The following is a 22,585-nucleotide window of genomic DNA, read 5'->3' on the forward strand; positions in this document are numbered from 1 at the left end:
CGGGTGTGGGCAATGGCTGGAATTCGGCAATATTCCCTGAAATTGTGCAAATGCGCTGATCCCCGTATAATCCTTCATGGTTTGAGATCAGCGTTTGCTGCCGTTTCTCCATCGCTAAGGTCTACTATGGCCCGTCTGTCTACCAAGCCCTACACCGTGTTGATTACAGCGACCGGGAAGGCTCCGATTACGCTGAGCCTGCGCCCGCTGCCGCTGCTGATAGGGCTGGGCGTGCTGGTGGGCATTCCCATCGCCTGGATTGGCACCCTGCTCTACCAGAATGTGCAGCTTGCCCAGCGCAACCAGACTCTCTCGGAAACGGCCAGCGAAGTGCTGATCGAGCTCGACGCCATCGGCAACGAGATTGAGGTGCTCAAGCATCGGGCCGGGTTGCCTGAGAACCAGGCCGAAAGCCCCCGCCGCCCCGACGAGGAGAAGACTCTCCCCCGCGGTGGCGTTGCCGAGGCCGCCCCTGCCGAGATGCTGTTTGCCGAGGCCCGGCGGCAGCTGCCCAGTTTGGAGAGAATGCTTGCGATCGCGATCAAGCCAGCCCTGGAGCAAACCCTGGCGTCTGAGGCCAAGCAGGCGGCGGCTTTCCCCAGCGGCCAGCCGGTGGCGGGCAAGGCCGAAATCTCGTCGGAATTTGGCCTGCGCCCCAACCCCTTTGGCGCCCGCAGCTACGAAATGCACGAGGGCATCGATTTTGCTGGGCCGGTGGGCAAACCGATTTTGGCCACCGCCGAGGGAGTCGTGGTCAGGGCCGACTACAACGGTGGCTACGGCAATCACGTCAGAATCGACCACGGCTACAACTACGAAACCCTCTATGCCCACCTGTCGGCGATCGAGGTCCAAATCGGCGATCGCGTCAAGCGGGGCGACGTTTTGGGCTACCTGGGCAGCACCGGACGCTCCTCGGGGCCACACCTGCACTACGGCATCTACCGCAACGGGCAGGCCGTGAATCCCCGCTATTATTTGAAGCTTGAGGCACCCAAGTAAGTCAGGTCCATGTTCAGCCGTGGAGTTTCGCCCCTGGGGCACCCCAGTTCCTGAGCTGGACCTGGCATAGTAGGATCGGTAAAACTACCTGAGCCAGCGCTGGCATTACCGAATCTATGGGCAACACCTTTGGGCACCTATTTCGCATTACCACCTTCGGCGAATCCCACGGCGGTGGGGTGGGGGTGGTAATAGACGGCTGCCCGCCCCGGCTACCGATCTCCGCTGAAGAGATCCAGGCGGAGCTAGACCGTCGCCGCCCCGGCCAGAGCAAAATCACCACCCCGCGCAAGGAAAGCGATCGCTGCGAAATTCTCTCCGGTGTTTTTCAGGGGCAGACCCTGGGCACCCCCATCGCCATTCTGGTGCGCAACGAGAACACCCGCCCCCAGGACTACAGCGAGATGGTGAGCGCCTATCGGCCCTCCCACGCCGATGCCACCTACGACGCCAAGTACGGCCTGCGCAACTACCAGGGGGGCGGCCGCGCCTCAGCCCGGGAAACCATTGGCCGGGTGGCGGCGGGGGCGATCGCCAAAAAGATTTTGCAGCAGGTGGCGGGCACCGAAATTCTCGGCTACGTCAAGCGCATTCAGGACCTCGAAGGCACCATTGACCCGGCCACTGTCACCCTGGAGCAGATCGAGAGCAACATCGTGCGCTGCCCCGACCCCGAGGCCGCCCAGCGCATGATCGACCGCATCGAAGCGGTGCGCGACCAGGGCGATTCCATCGGCGGTGTGGTGGAATGCGTAGCCCGGAGTGTCAAGGTGGGGTTGGGCTCCCCGGTGTTTGACAAACTGGAGGCGGAGCTGGCCAAAGGGGTCATGTCGCTGCCCGCCAGCAAAGGCTTTGAAATTGGCTCCGGCTTTGCTGGCACCCTGCTTACGGGCAGCCAGCACAACGATGAGTACTATACCGACGAAACCGGCACCCTGCGCACCCGCACCAACCGCTCCGGCGGCACCCAGGGCGGCATCGCCAACGGCGAGAATATTATCCTCCGCGTCGCCTTTAAGCCCACCGCCACCATCCGCAAAGCCCAAAACACCGTCACCAATACCGGCGAAGCCACCGTTCTGGCCGCCCGGGGTCGCCACGACCCCTGCGTGCTGCCCCGCGCCGTGCCCATGGTCGAAGCTATGGTGGCCCTGGTGCTGTGCGACCACCTGCTGCGCCACCACGGCCAGTGTGAGCTTTTTTAACAGAATCACCGGCATGAAGATCACCGACCTCAACCAGGTGGCCGAAGAGGCGGTCTCCCACAACCCGGCGATTAAAAAGCGGGTGCTGCTGCGATCGCACGATCTGCCCCACCTGACCAATTTCTCCCAGGCCCACTTTGCCCCCGGCCAAATCGCCAACGGCCACAGCCATAGCGATATGGCCGAAGTCTTCTTTGTAGAGTCGGGTCACGGCACCATCACCGTCAACGGCCAACCCTATTCCCTCACCCCCGGCACCTGTATTGCGGTCGAACCCGGCGAGCACCACGAAGTCGCCAACACCGGCACCGAAGCCCTCGTGCTGACCTACTTCGGACTTCGCACCCAGGGGTAAGCCTCGTTGCCTGTCAAAACCGAAATCTAAGCTAGTACCCTGCGGCACAAGTCAGCCAACGGTTCCTGAAACCTGAAACCCAGCACCTGAAACCCTCAGCAACGGTTGCCCTATTTTTGACAACCCGTACTAGGGCTTTGCTGGGACGACCTTCTCGCAGAGCACGGCTCCACGCCCACCCATCTACCCACCCACTCACCCACTCACCACCCCCGCCGCAAACACCCGCCCAATTACCTCTTCCACGGGCGGATCGCTAACGGTCAAATCCTGCACGTCCAACTCTCCCAGGAGCTGGCTCACGGTCTGGGTCAGCACCTCGCGATGCACGATCAGCCGGGCGGTGCAGCCCTCCAGGGATTCCAGCTCCCCGTAGCGGCGGAGGACATCGGCGTCGCAGGGGGTGGACAGGTCCACCGTGACTTCCCGGTAGGGGGCAAAGCGATCGAGCAAACCCTCCAGGCTGCCGTCATAGATCAGCCGCCCCTGGTAGATCAGCAGCACCCGCTGGCACAGGGCTGTGATATCAGCCATGTAGTGGCTGGTCAGTAAAATGGTGGCCTGGTAGCGGCGGTTGTAGTCCCGCAGAAACTCGCGCACCGCCACCTGAGCGTTGACATCCAGGCCCAGGGTCGGTTCGTCGAGAAAGAGCACCTGGGGACGGTGCAGCAGGGCTGCCATCATCTCAGCCTTCATGCGTTCCCCCAAAGACAGCTTGCGCACCGGCTGAGCAAGCTTACCCTGAAGGGCCAGCATCTCGGTTAGCTCATCGACCCGGTAGCGAAATTCTTTGTCTGAAAGACCATAGATAGCCGCGTTGATGCGCAGCGAGTCGAGGGCAGGTAAATCCCACAGCAGCTGCTGCTTTTGCCCCATTACCAGGGTAATGTCCTGCAAAAATTCGGCCCGGCGCTGAAAGGGCACCTGGTCACCAACCCGCACCATCCCTCCAGAGGGATGAATCAGCCCGGTCAGCATTTTGAGGGTGGTGGTTTTACCAGCCCCGTTTGGCCCCAAAAAGCCAACGATTTCCCCCGGCTCAATGTGAAACGAGATCGACTGCACCGCCTCCACCATGCGGTACTGACGGCGCAAAAAGTGTCGCAGGGTCCCCCCCAACCCTGACTCTTTGATCGCTACAGGATAGCGCTTACTGAGCTGCTCGACGGTGATGCTAGGCATGGAAATGGGCGACGGTTGACGGCGAAAAGAAACCCGGACGGGAGGTCTGGCCCCTGGCAGCCCTCTGGACTTCACTCTACCGCCAACTGAGGCCTGCGAGCATGGCCACCGCCCAGCCCCTTGCCGCCCTCGGTACAAACGACCTGGGGTGAACAGCCCGCCCCAGGCCCAGGCGCGCCATCAGTTTCAGCTAAAAACCTGGGCAATTTAATGCCTTGCCACGTTCGCCCCCAAACCACCGCCTAGGGGCTGCAACCCTTGATTCTCAAGCTATCCGAGGCTGAATTATTCCCAGCCCCGGGTCTAGCCGACGACGCGGCGCAAGAAGTGAAGCCGCTCATTTAACCCCATGGTATTGAGCCGAGCCAGCAGGGTCTGGGTTCGGGTAGAACCATTCTGGCAGGTCGCCAGGGGCAGACGGCTGGCGGGCATCAGATGAAAAAGCCGGTGCCAGAAGGCCAGCTTCATGTTGGGGTTGAGCCCCCGGTAGGCGTGGGTAAAGCGCGTGTCGGCCCCGGCCAGAATGTCGCGCAGGATGGCCGCCTGGTCCTCGCGATCGACCTGCTGAATCTGACTGAGCAACTGCTGGACCGCCTGGGAGAAAAGCGCCACCGGGGCAATGGCAGCAAAGGCCTGGCCCAGGGTGTCGTAGGTCTGCCAGAGCACGGCAATCTTACAGTCCACATCAACGGCCTCAAAGGCTTGAACGGCTTGCTCAAACTGAAGGCGGACATCTGTAGCGGTCATGGTAGGGTTCCTCTGGAGGTTTGTTATAGGCGGAGATGAAAATGTGACAGCACAGGGCAAGTGCGCTGTCAAACTCGGAGCGATCGCGGGGCGTTAAATCCCCTGCTGTTGGTTGCTAGAGCTAAAACAATGTCTTTAAAGGTCGAAGCGAAAAAAACGAAGAGGAAAGGGGATCAATTCAATCGACTTTATCGTCATGTTTATATTGATCCCTGCCCTTTTTGAATCAAGAGCGTTTCTTCCAAGTTTCTTTTGATTTAAAGCTTAGCCAGCCCGCCGTCGCCGCCCATCCTCCCCAAGATGAGAAAAGTTCGTCCAGTTAGGGGATTGTTGCCCGAGTCACCGCCATTGTCTTTTAAGATTTAGTTACATAGCTAGGCTGCCCAGTTGCAGCGCTGGCTTCTGTAGGGTCAATCCCGTTCAGACGATTGCTTGGAGTGCTGTTCTCTGGAGTTATGAGGGCAATTCTGATGTTTAAACGTAAGTCGGCTCCGCTATTGACCTATCTGAGTCAGAAAACGGAGTTTGAAGGGGTGCTCCATGCCGAAGGCATGCTGCGGGTAGACGGCATTATCCACGGCACCGTCGATATCAAAGGCGATCTCGAAATCTCATCGTCTGGGTTGATTGAAGGGCCTGAGGTAAGGGCCCAAAACATTGTTGTGCAGGGCGTGCTGAAAGCACGGGTATTTGCCGAGGGCAAGCTCACCCTCAGCCGCACAGCTCGCTTAGAGGGCGATGTGGTGGCCGGGGCACTGGAAATAGAGCCGGGAGCCTACTACACAGGTTATATCGAAACCCGGGATGCCAAGTCACTGCCCCCGGCCCGAGAGATGCCTGAGCTCTACGGCACAACCGAGATCTAGGGGCTGTGCTCAACTAGCTGCTAAACGCTCGAAACTAAGGGTTACAGCCCCTAGCCTGTCATTTGGGTCGAGCGTGGCAAAGCTTATAGACCAAGCATTTGGCCACAGAGCATTTGGCCATAATTTGGCCATAATTGATGACGCGCCCTAGGGGCTGTGATCAGTTAGCCCCTAATCCCGCATCAGCCAGGTGATGCCTACCAGGGCAATAACCCCCAGCAGCCAGGGCGACGGCACCAGCAGTTGCCCCAGGTGCGGCAAGCTGTCGACCGCATTGGAACTCACCCAGGCGGCCACCACGCAGATAATCAGGATCACAAGTTCCACCGCGATCGCCTCCTGGGGGCTAGACCGTTTTCCCTGGCCGCTTTGTGTAGCTAGAGACAGTTGTAACTTCTGTCTATTATGGCTGGCGATCGCCGTAGTGAGCGATCACCATAGGGACAGATACTGTAGGAGATGGGGCCATGGCGATCAAGCAGCAACAGTGGGGGGCAATGGGTCTGGTCGCCGGACTGGTCATGGGTGCTGTGGCAGCCCTGCCCACCCTGGCTCAGTCGGCCAACTTCGAATCGTTCACCCTCGACGAAGCCACCCCCAATGCCAGCGTTAGTGGCGTCACCAACGGCATTTTTGCCCTGTCCAATATCAGTGGGCGCGATCGCACCGGCAATATCTGCACTGGCTTTGCCGACACCAACCCCGACCACATCATGGTTCTCCAGCAGGACCTCGCTGCCCTCACCCTCCAGGTCAACAGCGGTAGTAACGACACCAGTTTGCTGGTGCAGGGGCCCGACGGCAGCGTCCGCTGCGGCCAGGACACCGGTCGCCGCAACCCCGATGCCCGCATTCAGGATCAAAGCTGGGCCGCAGGTACCTACCGGGTTTGGGTGGGCTCCCATCACCATGGGCAGCGCTACAGTTATTCCCTCAATGTCAGCCCGTAGTGCTGTGATTTAGAGTGGGTGTTTAGATTGAGCACCCGTGACCGTTGTCCAGGGCTCAGCGCCCCAGGGAACATGCCCAGGGAACATGCCCAGGGAAAATTTCGGCGGGAGAGTCCTGCCTGGGAGTAGGTGTGAGTCGAGGGCAAGGCCACGCTAGGATGATAAAGCTGCCATTAACCCCACTGCCCGTGCTGAAGACTCTGCTTGCCGACTTTCGTATCGTTTTCGAACGTGACCCAGCGGCCCGCAACTGGCTGGAGGTACTCACCTGCTACCCCGGTTTCCACGCCCTAACGCTGCACCGATTTAGCCACTGGCTCTGGCACCTGGGTTTGCCGCTAGTCCCTCGCCTGATCTCCCACCTGGCCCGATTTTTAACCGGTATCGAGATTCACCCCGGCGCCACCATTGGCAAGGCCGTCTTTATTGACCACGGCATGGGAGTCGTGATCGGCGAAACCGCCATTGTGGGCGACTACGCCCTGATCTACCAGGGGGTGACCCTGGGCGGCACCGGCAAAGAAGTGGGCAAACGCCACCCAACCCTGGGAGACAATGTCGTCGTTGGGGCTGGCGCAAAAGTGCTGGGCAACATTTATGTGGGCCACAACGTGCGTATTGGCGCGGGGTCGGTCGTCCTGCGGGAAGTTCCCTCCGATTGCACCGTAGTGGGGGTGCCAGGGCGAGTTGTCTACCGGGCCGGGGAACGGGTCGACCCTCTGGAGCACGGCAGTCTGCCCGACTCCGAGGCCCAGGTCATTCGCGCCCTGCTCGATCGCATTGAAGCGCTCGAAAAAGAAGTGCAGGCGATCGGTCAGACCCGTCTTCAGCCAGTGTTAGCTGGGGCTGTCACTGCAAAAGACAACACCTACTGCCGCCTGCAAGATCGCGTGATCGAAGAGTTTTTAGACGGTAGCGGCATTTAACCACTCAAGACATCCCTGGCTACCAAACAGAAAAATAAAAAACGGATCCACTGATTGCTTTCGCAACAATAACTGGATCCGTTTTTTATTCCCAAGCAATTTCATATAGAAGGCCTCCGGGGCGATACTGAATTTTTCCTGCCCGCCGCCATCAAAATGTGAGGGTTCTGTCACACAAAGCCAGCCGCCACTTCGGTGTTTTTACCCCTTACTGTCGAGTAAAGCGGCTCTAAATGTCCCTGCGGCAGCTGATCGCACCCCATCCCCTAGCTCAGCCTGAGTCAGTAGACACAGCCTAAAAGTAGTCTGTTTGTTCTATCGAATCAATGCTTTGAACGCGGTGGTCGGCCTCATTTGATCCTAGTTTTAGGCCCTAAAGTTAGGCCTTTCAGCCGATTCAATTGGTCTGTCTAAAAGTTGGGGTGGTACATCACCGGATATTGCAGTTAAAATTGAAAAGCTTCGGCTCCGCTAATGTATTCCTCCCGGTAGAGGCGGCAGCGGGCTGAGCGATCGGCTCAAGATCGGTTCTGTGGACTGCCTAGCTGCTTAGGCTCATAGCATTCGATCGCCAAAACTAGATCCGCACTTTTTCGGAACTGTGGGCATCTAACTAAGAGAGCTGTTAATCTGATCACAGTCTTTGTCTTTCATCCCTAAGGAGCACGAGGATCGCGGCATGACCCAAGCAAATCATCTGCTCGGCACCATCGACCCTGACACTGAGCTCGATCTACTGATCGACGGCAGCGACAATGATGGCGACGAGAATTTTGTTGCTCAAGATGACGAGGCCGGCGCCGATGAAAAAGCGCCTAAGGGGAAAGTAACCCGCCGCCGCACTCAGACCAAAAAGCGTCACTACACCGAAGACTCCATTCGTCTCTACCTCCAGGAAATTGGCCGCATTCGCCTGCTGCGGGCCGAAGAGGAAATTGAACTGGCTAGAAAGATTGCCGATCTGCTCAAGCTAGAGCGCATCTTCGATGAACTGGCCGATGCCCTCGATCGCGATCCCTACGACGCCGAGTGGGCCGAAGCCGTCAGCAAAGACGAAGGCGAAAACTACAGCCTGGCCAGCTTCCGCCACCGTTTGCACATCGGTCGCCGTGCCAAAGACAAGATGGTGCAGTCGAACCTCCGTCTGGTGGTTTCGATCGCTAAAAAATACATGAACCGCGGTCTCTCCTTCCAGGATTTGATCCAGGAAGGCAGCCTGGGTCTGATTCGGGCCGCCGAGAAATTTGACCACGAAAAGGGCTACAAGTTCTCCACCTACGCCACCTGGTGGATTCGTCAGGCCATTACCCGGGCGATCGCCGACCAGTCGCGCACCATTCGTCTGCCGGTGCACCTCTACGAAACCATCTCCCGCATCAAAAAAACCACCAAGCTGCTCTCCCAGGAACTGGGCCGCAAGCCAACCGAAGAGGAAATCGCCACTCGCATGGAGATGACCATCGAGAAGCTGCGATTCATTGCCAAATCAGCCCAGCTGCCGATCTCCCTCGAAACACCGATCGGCAAAGAAGAGGATTCTCGCCTGGGTGACTTTATTGAATCTGACGGCGAAACCCCAGAGGACCAGGTATCTAAGAGCCTGCTGCGGGAAGATCTCGAAAGCGTGCTGGGTACCCTTAGCCCCCGCGAGCGGGACGTTCTGCGTCTGCGCTACGGCCTTGACGATGGCCGGATGAAGACCCTGGAGGAAATTGGACAGATTTTTAACGTCACCCGGGAGCGCATCCGTCAGATTGAGGCCAAGGCCCTCCGCAAGCTGCGCCACCCCAACCGCAACAGCATTTTGAAAGAATACATCCGCTAGGGATTCATTAGGGCTTGTTCAGGCTGTCCTGAAACCGCAAGGCCTGAAACCGCAAGTATGTGATGTTGTTGAGAAGAGGCTGCCCTGGGGCAGCCTTTTTTGTGATCAAGCGTTGGTCGGAGTATTTTCCAAAGAATGCCAGGGGGTAGATTTATCAAATTTTTGCTGCTAAAGTGGACAGATTGGCGCCCAGTTGGTACACTTGTTCCATGAAATGACGTTGATGCTGTGGCTAACTCCTATGGAACCTCTTACAACTGCCCAACAAGAACTCTATGACTGGCTAATTGACTATATTCGAGCCAATCAGCACTCTCCGTCTATTCGCCAGATGATGCGGGCTATGAACCTGCGCTCCCCAGCACCGATTCAGAGCCGTCTGGAGCACCTTAAAAATAAGGGCTATATCGAGTGGAGCGAGGGCAAGGCCCGCACCATCCGGGTACGCGACGATGTCCGAGGTGTGCCCATCCTTGGCACTATTGCCGCTGGTTTTGTCAATGAAGCCTTCACCGACAGCGTTGAACGCCTCGACCTCAACGGTCTGCCGATCCAGTCGGGCGACTACGCCCTGAAGGTTACCGGAGACAGCATGATTGAGGCGATGATTCAGGACGGCGATGTCGTCATCATGCGCCCGGTGAAAGACCCTCAGGGCATCCGGGAGGGGACCATCGTCGCTGCCCGGGTGGAGAGTGGTACCACCCTCAAGTCCTTCCACCGCCAGGGCAATCAGGTACAGCTCAAGCCTGCCAACCCGAACTACCCGGTCATGGAGTTTCCCGCTGACCTTGTCGATGTACAGGGTCGGTTGATTGCCGTATGGCGCGGTATTGACCCAGATTTCGCTGTTTAGAGGCCCTGTACAACCTATCCACAGTTCCTATTCCGCTGTTGTGTTTGGCAACAGCGGTTTTTTCCTGGGCCAGACCGTCGTCAGCCGGTGGCCTTACTTCAGCCGGGATAGACAGTCACAGACGCTGCCTCAAGGCCGAGAGTTTGGTCAGCAGCCAGCCCATCGGGGTTGAGGGCGGAGTTTGTGTTGGCTCGGCTTCTGCTGTCACCTCGACATCCGTTTGAGGGGGATGGTTGAGGCGGTAGAGACAGGCCAGCAGCGTTTCTCGCACCGACTCGTGGGTGTACTCATCGTCGGGATGAGGGGGCTGCCCCGGCTGCTGGAAGTGGGGGCGGCTGTCGTACAGTTGCCCCCAGGTAACATCGGCCTGTCGCACTAGTTCGTAAAAAGTGGCGGGCGATCGCAGAATCGTTTCCAACAAATCCTTCACGGCCCCAGCTGGATCCTGCACGTGCTGGCTCAGGCGGGCCTCGTCATCCCAGAGCCACTGGGCCAGCACCCGGTACAGCGCCCCAGGTCCGTCAACCAGGGAGTCCTTCAGCGCCTGCTGGGCTCCGTGCCTGGTCTGCACCAGTCGGGGCACAGGCGATTCGCCCTGCATGAAGTTGCCCGCCTCCTGGCCAATCGCATCGGCCAGGGTAAAGGGACGGCTCAGGCGCAGCTCCTGCTGAATTGCGTGACTGTCGGGGGTCCGGTCGTCGGGATCAGCGGCCATAGGATTGTTGTTCAGAGGGCGGTTGAGCAGGATTTGCCTATCCTGCTCCTATAGCGATGGCCATTGCGTCAGGGGCATGGGTCGTGTCCTAACGGTTCTGGTGATGGCTATAGGTCAATCATGGGGGTTAGGGCAGGTGCTTTTGCAGGCGTTGTAGGGTTTTGTACATGTCCGGCAACCGCCGGTACACCGCAGAGGCTTTGAGGAACACGCGGTGGGGCAGGGCGGGAATGCCGGTGACAATTTCCCCTGGGGCAATGTCGCCGTGGATACCGGCTTTGGCGGTGGCGATCGCGCCGTCGCCAATCTTGGCCTGGTTGGCAATGCCGACCTGACCCGCCAAAATCACCCGGTTGCCGATGATCACACCCCCAGCCATTCCCACCTGGGCTGCCATCGCCACCCCCTGGCCCACCTGACAGCCGTGGGCAATGTGTACCAGGTTGTCGAGCTTGGTGTCGCGGCCAATGCGGGTGGTGCCGACCGCGGGGCGATCGATGGTGGTGTTGCTGCCCACCCGCACGCCGTCTTCGATCACGACAATGCCCGACTGCTCCATTTTTTCCCAGCCCTCGGCGGTGGGCACAAAGCCAAAGCCCTCGGCCCCAATTACCGCTCCGCTGTGAATGGCACAGTCTGCGCCGATCTGAGTGCGCTCATGGAGGGTGCAGTTGGCGTGCAGCACCGTGCGATCGCCCACCTGCACCTCGGGGTAGATCACCACGTTGGGGTGAACACAAACGCCGTCCCCCAGCCTGGCCCCGGCCTGAATCACGGCATTGGCCCCAATCGAGACGTCTCTCCCGCAGATGGCGGTCGGGTCAACGACAGCACTGGGGTGAATGCCGGGGCCAGGGCGGTAGGGACTGTAGAACAGGGCAATGGCACGGGCAAAGGCCAACCGGGGGTCAGCAGTGCTGAGCCAGGCCAGCCCTCGCTCCGTTGCCTGGGCCTGAAGGGTGGGGTTTTGGGGCAAGATCAGGGCGCTGGCCTGGGTCGTCGCCACAAAGGACGCAAATTTATCCCCCTCAATGTAGCTCAGCGTGCCTGCCGTAGCCTGGTCAACGGCGGCCACTCCAGCGATCTCGGGGTCGTGGCCGGGGTGCGTGGACAGGCTGGAGGCTGCCGTAATCTGAATCTTGTCGGCAATGGTGCTGAACTTCATAGGAGCTGGGGATAGGAGCTGGGGATTAGGCCGTCAAACCAATCTGGCTTTTACGCTACCAGAAATGCGACGCATTCTACGTGGGGAGTTTGGGGAAAGAAGTCGGCGGGCTGGGCCTTGATGAGCTGGTAGCCACCCTCTTCACGCAAAATCTTGAGATCCCGGGCCAGGGTGGCAGGGTCACAGCTCATGTAGACGATGCGGGGCGGGTGAAGTTCGATCAGAGCATCGAGGACGGGGCGATCGCAGCCCTTGCGGGGCGGGTCGAGCACCACAATATCCAGCGGATCGTTGAGCTGGGCGGCGGCCACCGCCAGGGATTCGCCCACATCCCCTGCCCGAAATTCCACATTGTCAATGCCGTTAAGGCCAGCATTGATCAGCGCCTGGGCCACCGCCTCGGGCTGCACCTCCAGCCCCACCACCCGCTTAGCCTGCTGGGCCAGGGGCAGCGTCAGGGTGCCCACGCCGCAGTAGGCGTCGATTAGGGTTTCGCTGCCGGTCAGCTGAAGCTCGTCTAAAATCACCCCCAACACGCGCTCGGCCTGCTCGGTATTGACCTGAAAGAAGGTGGTGGCGTGGATGCGAAACTGCAGATCGGCAAAGATTTCTTCAATATAGGGGACGCCGTCGATGGTCAGGGTTTCGGCACCGAAGACGGCGTTGGTTTTGTCGGGGTTGAGGTTAACGCAGACGCCGACCAGCTCAGGGTAGCGATCGCGCCACTCCTGGGCCTGCAGCTCAATATCCTTCAGGTTGGGCGCGGTAGACACCAGCGTCAGCAGCTGCTGCCCCGTGCGCCGTCCCACCCGCAGAGCCAGGTGGCGCAGCCGCCCCTGGTGCTTGGTTTCGTTATAGATCGACCAGCCCCGATCCTGAATGTCGCGCTTGACCTCCGCCAGCAGAGGGTTCAGGCGCTCGTCCTGCACCGGGCACTGGTTGAGGTTGACCAGCTTGTGGCTGCCCTGACGGAAGTAGCCCGCCTTCACCTGGCCTTCGGGCGATCGCCCCAGGGGGTAGGTGGCCTTGTTGCGGTAGCCCAGGGGGGCCTCAGCGGCCAGAATTGGCAGCACATTGGGATTCTCAAATCCGCCAATGCGGGTGAAGGCATCCACCACCTGCTGCTGCTTTGCCACCAGCTGGGCCGGGTAGCTCACCGACTGCCACTGGCAGCCGCCGCACTTGTCGGCCACGATGCAGGCGGCCCGAATCCGATCGGGGGAGGGGGTGAGCAGTTGCTTCACCTGGGCGCGGCCAAAGGCGGGTTTGGCCTGCACCAGCCGCGCCCGCACGGTGTCGCCCGGTACCGTATTGGGTACAAACACCACCCGCTCCTGCCAGCGGCCCAGGCCGTCCCCACTGCTGGTGAGGTCGGTAATGTCTAAGTCCAGGGTTGCCCCCTGCTGCCACTGGTCCACGGTGGTGCTCCCAAACGATTGACTACGGCGATCGCCGCCTATCGACTCTAGCAAGGGATAGGGCCTGTGGGGCGAAGCCGTGACCTATTGCAATAGCGAGACCGCCCCGCCCCGCCCTGCGGGCACCCCTGCGAGGAGGGAAAAGTGGCCCAGACTCTCCTCTACAGATACCGGTACAACACCTGGGCGGCCTCATCGAGGCTGGCCCCAAAGGTGAGCACGCCCTCCTCATGGCCCGCCATGATCAAAATCCGCTGCTGGGCCGGATCGCCCTGCTGCAACAGCCGCTCCATTTCGTAGGCCATGGCCGGGGTGCCGTAGGGAACGGTGGCGGCGGTGGTGGGCAGTTCGCCCTGGTAGCGCTGCCACAGGTCGCGGTTGTGGACGTGAATTATGGCCTGGATCCCGGGACTAAAGTCGTAGAGGGCGGCGTGGGTGAGGGATTCTGACGAGGCTTGAATCGGGCCAGTGCAGTGCAGGGTGTTGCGATCGATGTCCCAGCTATCCACCCGGGTGTAGTGGTCGGGGGTGGTGGTGGCCAGGTGGCCGGTTTGAGTGCCGGAGACGGCAAAGGTACCTGGCGAGAGGCGCAGGCTGATGTTGCCGTAGCCGATGCCGTTGGGGTACTGGCCGATTTGGCCGGATTGGTGGAGGCGATCGCGCCACGCCATCAGATCCGCCAGCTGATCCGCTGCCAGGGACGGGCCGGGGGTCCACTGGCAGCGGTACTTAATGACGCCCTCATCGATCATTGTGCCGATTGTTCGGGAAACAGGCTCAGCAGCCCCTCCTCCGAAGCGGCACAGATGCCCCGTTCGGTAATCAGCCCGGTAACCAGGCGGGCTGGGGTGACATCAAACCCGTAGTTGGCGGCAGGGGAGGCCTCCGGGCAGATCAGCACGGAGGTCACCCCCCGGGGCGACAGCCCATCCATGTACTTCACCTCATCCTGACTGCGCTGCTCGATGGGGATTTCTTTGACTCCGTCCCGCAGGGTCCAGTCCAGGGTGGAGGAGGGCAGGGCCACGTAGAAGGGGACGTCGTTGTCGTGGGCGGCCAGGGCCTTCAGGTAGGTGCCGATTTTGTTGGCCACATCCCCCTGGCGGGTGGTGCGATCGCTGCCCACGATCGCCAGGTCCACCAGGCCGTGCTGCATCAGGTGACCTCCGGCGTTGTCGGGAATGACGGTGTGGGGCACCCCGTGCTGGCCCAGTTCCCAGGCGGTGAGCTTGGCCCCCTGGTTGCGGGGGCGGGTTTCATCCACCCACACGTGGACGGGGATGCCGCGATCGTGGGCCTGGTAGATGGGCGAGGTGGCGGTGCCCCAGTCCACACAGGCCAACCAGCCCGCATTACAGTGGGTCAAAATATTCACGGTCTGTCCGGTGCGGGCGTAGATCGCCTCAATCAGCCCCACGCCATGGCGGCCAATCTGGTAGCACTGCTCCTCGTCAGCATCGAGGATGGCTTCGGCGTTTTGGCGCAGTCGCTCCACCGCCTCGGCAGCGGTCGTCACCTGCCCCAGCGCCTTGAGTTGCGAGTTCAGCGCCCAGTGGAGGTTGACCGCCGTGGGGCGAGTTTGGCCGAGGCGCTCCGCCGCCTGGTACAGGGGGCCGCGAAAGTCGTCTGCCGAGCTGACCTCCAGGGCGGCCAGGTAAAGCCCCAGAGCGGCGGTGGCCCCAATCAGCGGCGCGCCCCGCACCACCATGTCTTTGATGGCGTAGGCGGCCTCATCGGCGGTGGTCAAATCCATCCAGGTGAACTGGTGGGGCAGCTGGCGCTGATCAATCACCTGCACAATGCGGGGATTGTCGCGGTGCAGACGAATGGTTCTGGTCGGTTCGCCGTTGATTTTCATGGGCCTGTCCTGGCATCTGAGGGGCATTATGACAGACTATTACGGTAGCAGAGGTTTCCTGCGACCCGCAGCTATGCCTGACCTGGCTCCTGTGCGTGCATTGCTGCGCGAATGCACCCTACGGCACCTTTGTTCTGAGGGTTGACGCGGATTCTTGGGGTTGACGCGGCTAGGACTCTGCGGCGTAAGTTGACCAACCATTCCTGACACCTGACACCTGGTGCCTGGCACCTGGCACCCAACACCCACAGCAAGGGTTGTTATATTTCTGCCCGCCAATACTAGCCGCCTGCCCTAATCTTCGCTCTGGAGGGCCGCGATCGCGGTCTGGCTGAGCAGAGGCTTCAGCTGGTCCTGCACGGTTTCGGGCTGGTTGCCCCAGAGCATTTTGCAGAAGGCGCTCTTGCCCTCCTGGCTAGCCCGGTTGAACACGCCCGCCAATTTTTCACAATTGGTGGTGTCGCCCATGGTGGAACCTCTCAAATCGTGCTGTCAGCATAACGGCTCTAGGGCGTGGGCGCATGACCTGTAGGGGTAAAAAGTAAAATGCCGCCCTCCCGCAGGAGGACGGCATGGCCGATAGGAATTGTTAATCAGCGGGTTAGCTTTCGGCGGAAATTAGCTCACGACGCTGCTCGGCCTGGATGGTGACCTTGCCGCTGTCGTCCACATCGACGGTGGCGGTGTCGCCATCGCCCAGACGACCGGAGAGAATCTCCTCGGCCAGGGTGTCCTCCAGCAGGCGCATGATCGCGCGACGCAGCGGACGGGCCCCGTAGCTGGGGTTGTAGCCCTCCTCCACCAGGCGCTCCTTGAAGCGCTCGGTCACCTGCAGGGTGATGTTCTTCTCGGTGAGTCGAGCAAACACCTCCTTGAGCAGAATGTCGGAGATCTCCTTGACCTCGTCCTTGGTGAGCTGACGGAAGACGATGATCTCGTCGAGGCGGTTGAGGAACTCAGGCCGGAAATACTGCTTGAGTTCTTCGTTCACCAGGGAGCGGATGCGGTTGTACTGGGATTCGGCCTGGTCCTGCTCGAACTCGAAGCCGAGACCGCCGCCGCCCTTCTCGATCACCTTGGAGCCGATGTTGGAGGTCATGATCAGCAGGGTGTTCTTGAAGTCCACCGTGCGGCCCTTGGCGTCGGTGAGGCGACCGTCTTCCAGGATTTGCAGCAGCATGTTGAAGACGTCGGGGTGGGCTTTTTCGATCTCGTCGAACAGCACCACGGTGTAGGGCCGACGGCGCACCGCCTCGGTCAGCTGACCGCCCTCGTTGTAGCCCACGTAGCCCGGAGGGGAGCCAATCAGCTTGGAGACGGTGTGGCGCTCCATAAACTCGGACATGTCGAGGCGGATCATCGAATCCTCGGAGCCGAAGAAGTAGGAGGCCAGAGACTTGGCCAGTTCGGTCTTACCCACCCCGGTAGGACCGGAGAAGACGAAGCTAGCAATGGGTCGGTTAGGGTTCTTGAGGCCCACCCGCGCCCGGCGAATGGCGCGGGAGATCGCCTTCACCGCCTCGTCCTGACCGATCAGGCGCTGGTGCAGGGTGTCTTCCATGTGCATCAGCTTCTCGGACTCGGACTCGGTAAGCTTGCTCACCGGCACGCCAGTCCAGGAGGCGACGATATGGGCAATGTCCTCTTCGCCGACCACGGGCTGATCCTCGCCCTCGGCGTCTTCGGTGGCTTTGTTTTGGGCGATCGCGCGGATTTCGGCCTTGATCTCCATCTCGCGATCGCGCAGTTCCCCGGCCTTGTCAAAGTCCTGGGAGCGCACGGCGTTGTCTTTGTCCTTGAGCACCTGGCGCAACTCGCGATCGAGCTCCTTGGCCGCCGGCGGCAGCTGGGAGTTGATCAGGCGCACCCGAGACCCCGCTTCATCAATCAGGTCGATGGCTTTGTCAGGCAAAAAGCGGTCGGCAATGTAGCGATCGGAGAGCTTGGCGGCGGCCTCCAGGGCGTCGTCGGAGATCTTCAGCTTGTGGTGCTGCTCGTAGCGATCGCGCAGGCCGTGGAGAATCTCGATGGTTTCCTCCACGCTGGGCTCGCCCACCATCACCGGCTGGAAGCGGCGCTCCAGGGCGGCATCCCGCTCGATGTGCTTACGGTACTCATCCAGCGTGGTCGCGCCGATGCACTGGAGTTCACCCCGCGCCAGGGCAGGCTTGAGAATGTTGGCGGCGTCGATTGCTCCCTCGGCGGCTCCAGCCCCAATCAGGGTGTGGACTTCGTCGATCACCAGGATGACGTTTCCGGCAGAGCGGATCTCGTCCATGATTTTCTTCAGGCGCTCTTCGAACTCGCCCCGGTACTTGGTACCGGCCACTAGCAGGCCGATGTCCAGCGTCACCACGCGGCGGTCTTCCAGAATGTCCGGCACGTCGCCGTTGCCGATGCGCTGGGCCAGTCCTTCGGCAATCGCGGTTTTACCCACACCGGGTTCGCCGATCAGCACCGGGTTGTTTTTGGTGCGTCGGCCCAAAATCTGGATGACGCGCTCGATTTCTTTTTGGCGGCCCACCACAGGATCCAGCTTGCCGTCGGCGGCCATCTGCGTCAGGTTAGAGCCAAACTCGTCGAGGGTAGGGGTTTTGGTACGGCCCTGGCCGCCCCCGGCAGACACCTCAGCGGTTTCACCCAGCATGCGAATCACCTGAGTGCGCACCTTCGAGAGGTCAACACCCAGATTTTCGAGAACGCGGGCCGCGACCCCCTCGCCTTCGCGGATCAATCCCAGGAGCAGGTGCTCAGTGCCAATGTAGTTGTGGCCGAGCTGACGGGCCTCTTCCAGGGAGAGTTCAAGCACACGCTTGGCTCGGGGGGTAAAGGGAATTTCAACGGCGACAAACCCGGAGCCGCGACCAATGATCTTCTCGACTTCGATGCGCGCGTCCTTGAGGTTGACGCCCATCGACTTCAAGACCTTGGCGGCTACGCCTGTGCCTTCCCCAATTAACCCCAGGAGAATCTGCTCGGTACCCACGAAGTTGTGGCCTAACCGACGAGCTTCCTCCTGCGCCAGCATGATGACCTTGATTGCTTTTTCTGTGAAGCGTTCAAACATGATGGTATTAATCACCTGGTGCGTGCCGGATAGGCAAATTCTAGCACAGCGGTTTTTGTCAGTTGTGCCCTACCAAACAGCCGGTTTACCCGCAGTAGTTAATAGACAGATCAAGCTGCAAAAACAGTCCGGGATCGCCAAGTGTCAATGGGTTGAGATTGTAGAAAATGTAAATTTTCTCAACTTTAAAGGTTCGGTTTCAGGTTCGGTTTGCCGACAGTTTTGGATTGGCAATTCGCCATCCCTGGCGCTGGAGCCGCTGGTAAATCTGACTGTAGCGCTGGTGCAGTCGATCGCGAAATTCGGGGGTTCTAAGCGAGTTTTGCCACAAAATCAGGGCATCTTCGCCATCTGCGTAGTAGCGACGGCGGCGTCCCAGGCTTTCAAAGCCAAAGCTCTCGTAGAGGGCCAGGGCGCGACTGTTGGAAGGCCGTACCTCCAGGGTGGCGCGGACCAGGGCACAGGTCTCAGAGCGATCCCGACTAGAACTGCTGGCAACCGCGACCGGATCCGCACAGGCCTCAAGCAGCAGGTTGACCAGCAGCCAGCTCCCCAACCCCCGCCGCTGGTAGCGAGGATCGATCGCCAGCACCGTGATGTGGGCCTCATCCAAAATAGCCCAGTAGCAGCCCAGGCCGAGAAGACGTCGTTCGCCAGAGTCATCGCCAGAGTCATCGCCATTCTCCCCGCCTGGGACCACCCCAGGGCCTCGGTCTGGAGGCGGAGCCACCGCCGTGAGGTCGGCGGCAGCCAGCTCATCTATACCGATTAAGTGTGAATCCATTACATCTGAGGGCTGAGGGTGAGCCATTGAAGCCGTCGATGGATTCAGCCCCTCCCCACCGATAGCATGGGCTCGATGCACCAGCATCAGGAGACAGCTGTTGGGGCTGTCGATCTCCCGCCGGTACCCCTCCGCCGACCACAGCCCCCCCAGGGCCAGCTGGTCGAGGGCTACCAGAGCAGCAATGTCGTCGTGGCTCGGAGCCTGGCAGGAGAGGTAACCCACAAAAAACTGGCGCTAATTCAAAAATTGGCTAAAAACTGGCACAGCCCTTAATTGTACACTGAGGGTTAGGTGCGGTGCGGCGGAGGGGCCGGGTAGCCCCCCCAACACCGCCGATTTAGCGTCGCGGCTGTCTCCAAATCACCCCTTGAATCCTCTTAACGTTTTTGTGAGCGCAACGTCTATGGTTTCCACATCTTCTGAGCCGGCCTCTACTGCTGACAGCCGCCAGTACCTTCCCCCCACCGATTCCACCGCCGATCTGTCCCCCAACCAGCTGCTGCTGCCCCTCACCGCCACCGTCACGGCTGACCACCATCTCAGCGTCGGAGGCTGCGATGTAGTCGACCTGGTGGAGCGGTTTGGCACCCCTCTCTATATTTTGGACGACCACACCCTGCGCACCGCCTGCCGCCAGTACCGCCAGGGCTTTGAGCGCTACTACCCCGGTCAGGCCCTGGTCCTCTACGCCTCTAAGGCCTGGAGCTGCCTGGCCGTCTGCGCGATTGTCACCGACGAGGGGTTGGGCATCGATGTGGTTTCCGCCGGGGAGTTGTTGACCGCCACCGAGGCCGGAGCCGCCCCCGCCAACATCTACTTCCACGGCAACAACAAGTCGTTCGAAGAACTGACCCTGGCCGTGGAGGTAGGCTGTCGTGTTGTCGTCGACAACTGGCTGGAGCTGAAGACCCTGGGCGAGATTGCCAGCCGCGAGGGCAAAACGGTGCCGATTTTGCTGCGAGTTACCCCCGGCATCGAGTGCCACACCCACGAGTACATTCGCACCGGCCACCTGGACAGCAAGTTTGGTTTTGACCCCGACCAGATCGAATCTGTGTTTGAGTTTTTGGCGGGCCAGCCTCAACTCCACTGCCTGGGGGTACATGCCCACATCGGCTCACAAATTTTTGAACTCAACCCCCACACCGATCTGGGCGGAGTCATGGCCCAGTGGATGGTCACCGCCCAGCGCTACGGCCTGACCCTGAGCGAGCTGGATGTGGGCGGCGGTCTGGGCATTCGCTACACCGAGGGCGATGACCCGCCGAGCATCGACACCTGGGTGAAGACGGTGTGCGACAGCGTGGTGGCCGCCTGTCAGGCGGAGGGAATCCCCCTGCCCCGGCTGCTGTGCGAACCGGGGCGATCGCTGGTGGGTCCGGCCTGTGTCACCGCCTATCGGGTCGGCAGTCAGAAGGTAATCCCCGGCCTGCGCACCTACGCTGCCATCGACGGCGGCATGTCCGACAATCCTCGCCCCATCACCTACCAGTCGGTGTACCGAGCCCTGGTGGCCAACCGGATGGCCGCGCCCCTGGCAGAAACGGTGACTCTCGCTGGTAAACACTGCGAGTCAGGCGATATTCTAATCAAGGATGCGCCGCTGCCCGAGTTGAAGAGCGGAGATGTCGTTACTATTGCGGGCACGGGTGCCTACAATTACAGCATGGCTTCGAACTACAACCGGGTGCCTCGGCCTGCGGCGGTGCTGGTGGCCGAAGGCGACGCCAGCTTGATTCTTCGTCGAGAAACCGTAGCCGATTTGCTTCGTCAGGATTGCTTACCTGAAGCCCTGCGACCCAGAGCCAAGTCCACCTAGTCGGCTACCGTGGCTAGTCTTGGCCAGGGTTTTGCCAGGGGGCCGATCGGGCCACCTATCGCACAGCCGCTCAGGCACCTCTCTCTAACGCTGCATGAACTACCTGTGGGAGCAATGGCTAACAAACCTTGACCAGGTCAGGTTCGTGCTTCAGGCGCTGGATATTGCGCTGGTGCTGCTGCTGAGCTATGTGGTGCTGGTCATCATTGGCGAGAAGCGCACCCTGTGGATGGTGCGGGGGCTAATTTTTTTAATGCTGGCGGCGGCGCTGGGCAAATTCCTGGGCCTGGCGCTGCTGGGCTTTGTGCTCGACAAGCTGGTGATTGGCTCGGCGGTGGCGATGGCGTTCATGCTCCAGGGGGAATTTCGGCGGCTGCTGGAGCTGCTGGGGCAGGGGCGGGTCTGGGAGTTGCTCAGCCCGTCTCGGGAGGCGATGCCCCAGCCCGACAACGTGATCGATGAAATTGTCGATGCCGTCAAGGAACTGTCCCAAAACCGCACCGGGGCACTGTTGATTCTTGAGATCGACAAGCCCATCGATGAGCGAGACTTCACAGTGCCGGGGGTGCGCCTCAATGCGGAGGTTTCGAAGGAGCTAATTCAAACTATTTTTCAGACCAGCACGCTGCTTCACGATGGGGCCATGCTGGTGCGGGGGTCGCGAATTGCGGCTGCGGGGGTAATTTTGCCAATTTCGGAGCGGGTGGCCTCACGCCAGCTGGGCACCCGCCACCGGGCGGCCATGGGCATCACCGAACGGGTAGAGCACTGTCTCTGTGTGGTGGTATCGGAAGAAACAGGCTCTATTTCTTTGGCGGAAGGCGGTATTCTAGATCGGCCTCTGACTAGCAGCCGCCTGCGCAGTATTCTGCGGTCTAAGTTTTCAAAATCGGTAGATCGCGAGGCGGTAGCCCCCCAGCTCAGAAGCCTTGGTCGGCGGCTGGGCAGCCTTGGGGTTACCTACGTGCTGCGCTTGTTTCGTCTCCCCTCATCGTCTCCCCGAGAGAAAAAATGACCACCAAGCCTGTTGTTCGACATGCCCTGCCCGCCGACCTCAAGCCCGATCGCCTCCCCCGGCATGTGGCGGTGATTATGGACGGCAACGGGCGCTGGGCTAAACGGCGCGGGCTGCCGCGCATTATGGGTCACCGCCGCGGGGTGGACACCCTCAAAACGCTGCTGCGCTGCTGCCGCGACTGGGGCATTAGTGCCCTCACCGCCTACGCCTTTTCCACTGAGAACTGGGGCCGTCCGGTGGAGGAGGTGGATTTTTTGATGGCGCTGTTTGAACGGGTGCTGCGCCAGGAACTGCTGGAGATGATGGAGGAGAATGTCCGGATTCGCTTTGTCGGCAACCTGGCCGCCCTGCCCGAATCCCTCCAGGGCGAAATTCACCAGGCGGTGACTCAAACCCAGGGCAACCACGGCATTGAGTTCACGGTAGCCACCAACTACGGCGGTCGCCAGGAGATTGTGCAGGCCTGCCGCGCGATCGCCGAGCAGGTGCAGCGGGGCGAGCTCGACCCCAGCGACATCAGTGAAGACCTGTTTAGCCGCCACCTTTACACAGCCGAGATCAGCGACCCGGACCTGCTGATTCGCACCAGCGGCGAAATGCGAATCAGCAACTTTTTGCTGTGGCAGCTGGCCTACGCCGAGATCTATGTCACCGATACCCTCTGGCCCGATTTTGATATTTCGGAGTTTCACCGGGCGATTTTTGCCTACCAGCAGCGCGATCGCCGGTTTGGCAAAGTCAAGGGATAAGCCGCCCAAGCCCTCCCCTGGGGGAAGAGGACATTCAGGCCAGAAAGGCCTTTGATGGAAAAGCGATGGTCGTTG

Annotated in this window: 22 protein-coding genes; 11 read left to right on the forward strand and 11 right to left on the reverse strand. The window is 60.4% G+C overall.

Annotation, left to right across the window (positions count from 1 at the left end):
- Window positions 1-126: 126 nt before the first annotated feature.
- From NF78_RS08155 to NF78_RS08165, 3 genes are all read left to right on the forward strand, one after another.
- A complete protein-coding gene (locus NF78_RS08155; protein ID WP_035985695.1) occupies window positions 127-1,002 on the forward strand; it encodes a M23 family metallopeptidase in 876 nt (291 codons plus the stop codon).
- A 116-nt stretch (window positions 1,003-1,118) separates the two neighbouring features.
- Window positions 1,119-2,207: a chorismate synthase gene (gene aroC / locus NF78_RS08160; RefSeq protein ID WP_035985696.1), complete on the forward strand. Its 1,089-nt coding sequence runs from the start codon at window positions 1,119-1,121 to the stop codon at window positions 2,205-2,207.
- Window positions 2,208-2,220: 13 nt separating this feature from the next.
- On the forward strand, window positions 2,221-2,562 hold the full coding sequence (locus tag NF78_RS08165) for a cupin domain-containing protein (RefSeq protein WP_035985697.1): 342 nt from the start codon (window positions 2,221-2,223) through the stop codon (window positions 2,560-2,562).
- A gap of 195 nt (window positions 2,563-2,757) precedes the next feature.
- On the opposite strand, the gene NF78_RS08170 is transcribed toward NF78_RS08165, so the two are convergent.
- Together NF78_RS08170 and NF78_RS08175 are read right to left on the reverse strand one after the other, a co-directional pair.
- Complete coding sequence (locus tag NF78_RS08170) at window positions 2,758-3,744, reverse strand: ATP-binding cassette domain-containing protein (protein ID WP_035985698.1); 987 nt, start codon at window positions 3,742-3,744, stop codon at window positions 2,758-2,760.
- Between the two features lie 303 nt (window positions 3,745-4,047).
- A complete protein-coding gene (locus tag NF78_RS08175; protein ID WP_035985699.1) occupies window positions 4,048-4,491 on the reverse strand; it encodes an orange carotenoid protein N-terminal domain-containing protein in 444 nt (147 codons plus the stop codon).
- A 470-nt stretch (window positions 4,492-4,961) separates the two neighbouring features.
- On the opposite strand from NF78_RS08175, the gene NF78_RS08180 reads away from it, so the two are divergent.
- Window positions 4,962-5,357 (forward strand): bactofilin family protein, encoded by a 396-nt coding sequence (locus NF78_RS08180; RefSeq protein ID WP_035985700.1) that lies wholly within the window; start codon window positions 4,962-4,964, stop codon window positions 5,355-5,357.
- 171 nt (window positions 5,358-5,528) lie between these two features.
- Here NF78_RS08180 and NF78_RS30990 read toward each other — a convergent pair whose 3' ends face one another.
- A complete protein-coding gene (locus tag NF78_RS30990) occupies window positions 5,529-5,684 on the reverse strand; it encodes a hypothetical protein (protein WP_156119701.1) in 156 nt (51 codons plus the stop codon).
- 140 nt (window positions 5,685-5,824) lie between these two features.
- Here NF78_RS30990 and NF78_RS08185 point away from each other — a divergent pair, with 140 nt between their 5' ends.
- The 4 genes from NF78_RS08185 to lexA all read left to right on the forward strand — a co-directional run bounded on the left by NF78_RS08185 (window position 5,825) and on the right by lexA (window position 9,914).
- Window positions 5,825-6,307: a hypothetical protein gene (locus tag NF78_RS08185; RefSeq protein ID WP_081972552.1), complete on the forward strand. Its 483-nt coding sequence runs from the start codon at window positions 5,825-5,827 to the stop codon at window positions 6,305-6,307.
- Between the two features lie 188 nt (window positions 6,308-6,495).
- Window positions 6,496-7,233 carry a serine O-acetyltransferase gene (gene cysE, locus NF78_RS08190; RefSeq protein WP_035985701.1) on the forward strand — a complete coding sequence of 246 codons (738 nt, stop codon included), beginning with the start codon at window positions 6,496-6,498 and terminating at the stop codon, window positions 7,231-7,233.
- A 679-nt stretch (window positions 7,234-7,912) separates the two neighbouring features.
- Window positions 7,913-9,058, forward strand: coding sequence for an RNA polymerase sigma factor RpoD (gene rpoD, locus NF78_RS08195; protein WP_035985702.1), 1,146 nt, complete (start codon window positions 7,913-7,915; stop codon window positions 9,056-9,058).
- 241 nt (window positions 9,059-9,299) lie between these two features.
- Entirely contained in the window at window positions 9,300-9,914 is a 615-nt protein-coding gene (gene lexA, locus NF78_RS08200; RefSeq protein ID WP_035989112.1) for a transcriptional repressor LexA, read from the forward strand.
- 115 nt (window positions 9,915-10,029) lie between these two features.
- On the opposite strand, the gene NF78_RS08205 is transcribed toward lexA, so the two are convergent.
- The 8 genes from NF78_RS08205 to NF78_RS28120 form a co-directional block, all read right to left on the reverse strand.
- On the reverse strand, window positions 10,030-10,629 hold the full coding sequence (locus NF78_RS08205) for a hypothetical protein (protein ID WP_197064796.1): 600 nt from the start codon (window positions 10,627-10,629) through the stop codon (window positions 10,030-10,032).
- A gap of 127 nt (window positions 10,630-10,756) precedes the next feature.
- The gene (lpxD, locus tag NF78_RS08210) at window positions 10,757-11,794 is read right to left on the reverse strand and encodes a UDP-3-O-(3-hydroxymyristoyl)glucosamine N-acyltransferase (RefSeq protein ID WP_035985703.1); all 1,038 of its coding nucleotides are present in this window, start codon (window positions 11,792-11,794) and stop codon (window positions 10,757-10,759) included.
- 50 nt (window positions 11,795-11,844) lie between these two features.
- Window positions 11,845-13,266, reverse strand: a complete 1,422-nt coding sequence (gene rlmD / locus NF78_RS08215) for a 23S rRNA (uracil(1939)-C(5))-methyltransferase RlmD (protein WP_225885255.1) — start codon at window positions 13,264-13,266, stop codon at window positions 11,845-11,847.
- Between the two features lie 107 nt (window positions 13,267-13,373).
- On the reverse strand, window positions 13,374-13,964 hold the full coding sequence (locus tag NF78_RS08220; protein WP_035985705.1) for a class II aldolase/adducin family protein: 591 nt from the start codon (window positions 13,962-13,964) through the stop codon (window positions 13,374-13,376).
- Window positions 13,961-15,070, reverse strand: coding sequence for an S-methyl-5-thioribose-1-phosphate isomerase (gene mtnA, locus NF78_RS08225; RefSeq protein ID WP_035985706.1), 1,110 nt, complete (start codon window positions 15,068-15,070; stop codon window positions 13,961-13,963). The genes NF78_RS08220 and mtnA overlap by 4 nt, the downstream gene beginning before the upstream one ends.
- Window positions 15,071-15,364: 294 nt before the next feature.
- Window positions 15,365-15,538, reverse strand: coding sequence for a hypothetical protein (locus tag NF78_RS30995; RefSeq protein ID WP_156119702.1), 174 nt, complete (start codon window positions 15,536-15,538; stop codon window positions 15,365-15,367).
- A gap of 133 nt (window positions 15,539-15,671) precedes the next feature.
- A complete protein-coding gene (locus NF78_RS08230; protein WP_035989117.1) occupies window positions 15,672-18,137 on the reverse strand; it encodes an ATP-dependent Clp protease ATP-binding subunit in 2,466 nt (821 codons plus the stop codon).
- A gap of 199 nt (window positions 18,138-18,336) precedes the next feature.
- Complete coding sequence (locus NF78_RS28120; protein ID WP_052049988.1) at window positions 18,337-19,146, reverse strand: GNAT family N-acetyltransferase; 810 nt, start codon at window positions 19,144-19,146, stop codon at window positions 18,337-18,339.
- Window positions 19,147-19,327: 181 nt separating this feature from the next.
- Here NF78_RS28120 and lysA point away from each other — a divergent pair, with 181 nt between their 5' ends.
- The 3 genes from lysA (at window position 19,328) to NF78_RS08250 (ending at window position 22,510) form a co-directional block, all read left to right on the forward strand.
- Window positions 19,328-20,743: a diaminopimelate decarboxylase gene (lysA, locus tag NF78_RS08240; protein ID WP_035985707.1), complete on the forward strand. Its 1,416-nt coding sequence runs from the start codon at window positions 19,328-19,330 to the stop codon at window positions 20,741-20,743.
- 94 nt (window positions 20,744-20,837) lie between these two features.
- On the forward strand, window positions 20,838-21,758 hold the full coding sequence (gene cdaA / locus NF78_RS08245) for a diadenylate cyclase CdaA (protein WP_035985708.1): 921 nt from the start codon (window positions 20,838-20,840) through the stop codon (window positions 21,756-21,758).
- Window positions 21,755-22,510, forward strand: a complete 756-nt coding sequence (locus NF78_RS08250) for an isoprenyl transferase (protein ID WP_035985709.1) — start codon at window positions 21,755-21,757, stop codon at window positions 22,508-22,510. The genes cdaA and NF78_RS08250 overlap by 4 nt, the downstream gene beginning before the upstream one ends.
- Window positions 22,511-22,585 lie beyond the last annotated feature (75 nt).

Source organism: Leptolyngbya sp. KIOST-1, from assembly GCF_000763385.1.
Taxonomy (GTDB): Bacteria; Cyanobacteriota; Cyanobacteriia; order Phormidesmidales; family Phormidesmidaceae; genus Nodosilinea.

Coding starts and splice junctions, on each gene's coding strand:
- NF78_RS08205 (WP_197064796.1), bottom strand. CDS start 10,629: ATGGCCGCTGATCCCGACGACCGGACCCCCGACAGTCACGCAATTCAG.
- NF78_RS08155 (WP_035985695.1), top strand. CDS start 127: ATGGCCCGTCTGTCTACCAAGCCCTACACCGTGTTGATTACAGCGACC.
- lysA (WP_035985707.1), top strand. CDS start 19,328: ATGGTTTCCACATCTTCTGAGCCGGCCTCTACTGCTGACAGCCGCCAG.
- lpxD (WP_035985703.1), bottom strand. CDS start 11,794: ATGAAGTTCAGCACCATTGCCGACAAGATTCAGATTACGGCAGCCTCC.
- NF78_RS30995 (WP_156119702.1), bottom strand. CDS start 15,538: ATGGGCGACACCACCAATTGTGAAAAATTGGCGGGCGTGTTCAACCGG.
- aroC (WP_035985696.1), top strand. CDS start 1,119: ATGGGCAACACCTTTGGGCACCTATTTCGCATTACCACCTTCGGCGAA.
- NF78_RS08230 (WP_035989117.1), bottom strand. CDS start 18,137: ATGTTTGAACGCTTCACAGAAAAAGCAATCAAGGTCATCATGCTGGCG.
- NF78_RS08185 (WP_081972552.1), top strand. CDS start 5,825: ATGGCGATCAAGCAGCAACAGTGGGGGGCAATGGGTCTGGTCGCCGGA.
- NF78_RS08165 (WP_035985697.1), top strand. CDS start 2,221: ATGAAGATCACCGACCTCAACCAGGTGGCCGAAGAGGCGGTCTCCCAC.
- NF78_RS08180 (WP_035985700.1), top strand. CDS start 4,962: ATGTTTAAACGTAAGTCGGCTCCGCTATTGACCTATCTGAGTCAGAAA.
- cdaA (WP_035985708.1), top strand. CDS start 20,838: ATGAACTACCTGTGGGAGCAATGGCTAACAAACCTTGACCAGGTCAGG.
- mtnA (WP_035985706.1), bottom strand. CDS start 15,070: ATGAAAATCAACGGCGAACCGACCAGAACCATTCGTCTGCACCGCGAC.
- rpoD (WP_035985702.1), top strand. CDS start 7,913: ATGACCCAAGCAAATCATCTGCTCGGCACCATCGACCCTGACACTGAG.
- NF78_RS08250 (WP_035985709.1), top strand. CDS start 21,755: ATGACCACCAAGCCTGTTGTTCGACATGCCCTGCCCGCCGACCTCAAG.
- NF78_RS08175 (WP_035985699.1), bottom strand. CDS start 4,491: ATGACCGCTACAGATGTCCGCCTTCAGTTTGAGCAAGCCGTTCAAGCC.
- NF78_RS08170 (WP_035985698.1), bottom strand. CDS start 3,744: ATGCCTAGCATCACCGTCGAGCAGCTCAGTAAGCGCTATCCTGTAGCG.
- lexA (WP_035989112.1), top strand. CDS start 9,300: ATGGAACCTCTTACAACTGCCCAACAAGAACTCTATGACTGGCTAATT.
- NF78_RS08220 (WP_035985705.1), bottom strand. CDS start 13,964: ATGATCGATGAGGGCGTCATTAAGTACCGCTGCCAGTGGACCCCCGGC.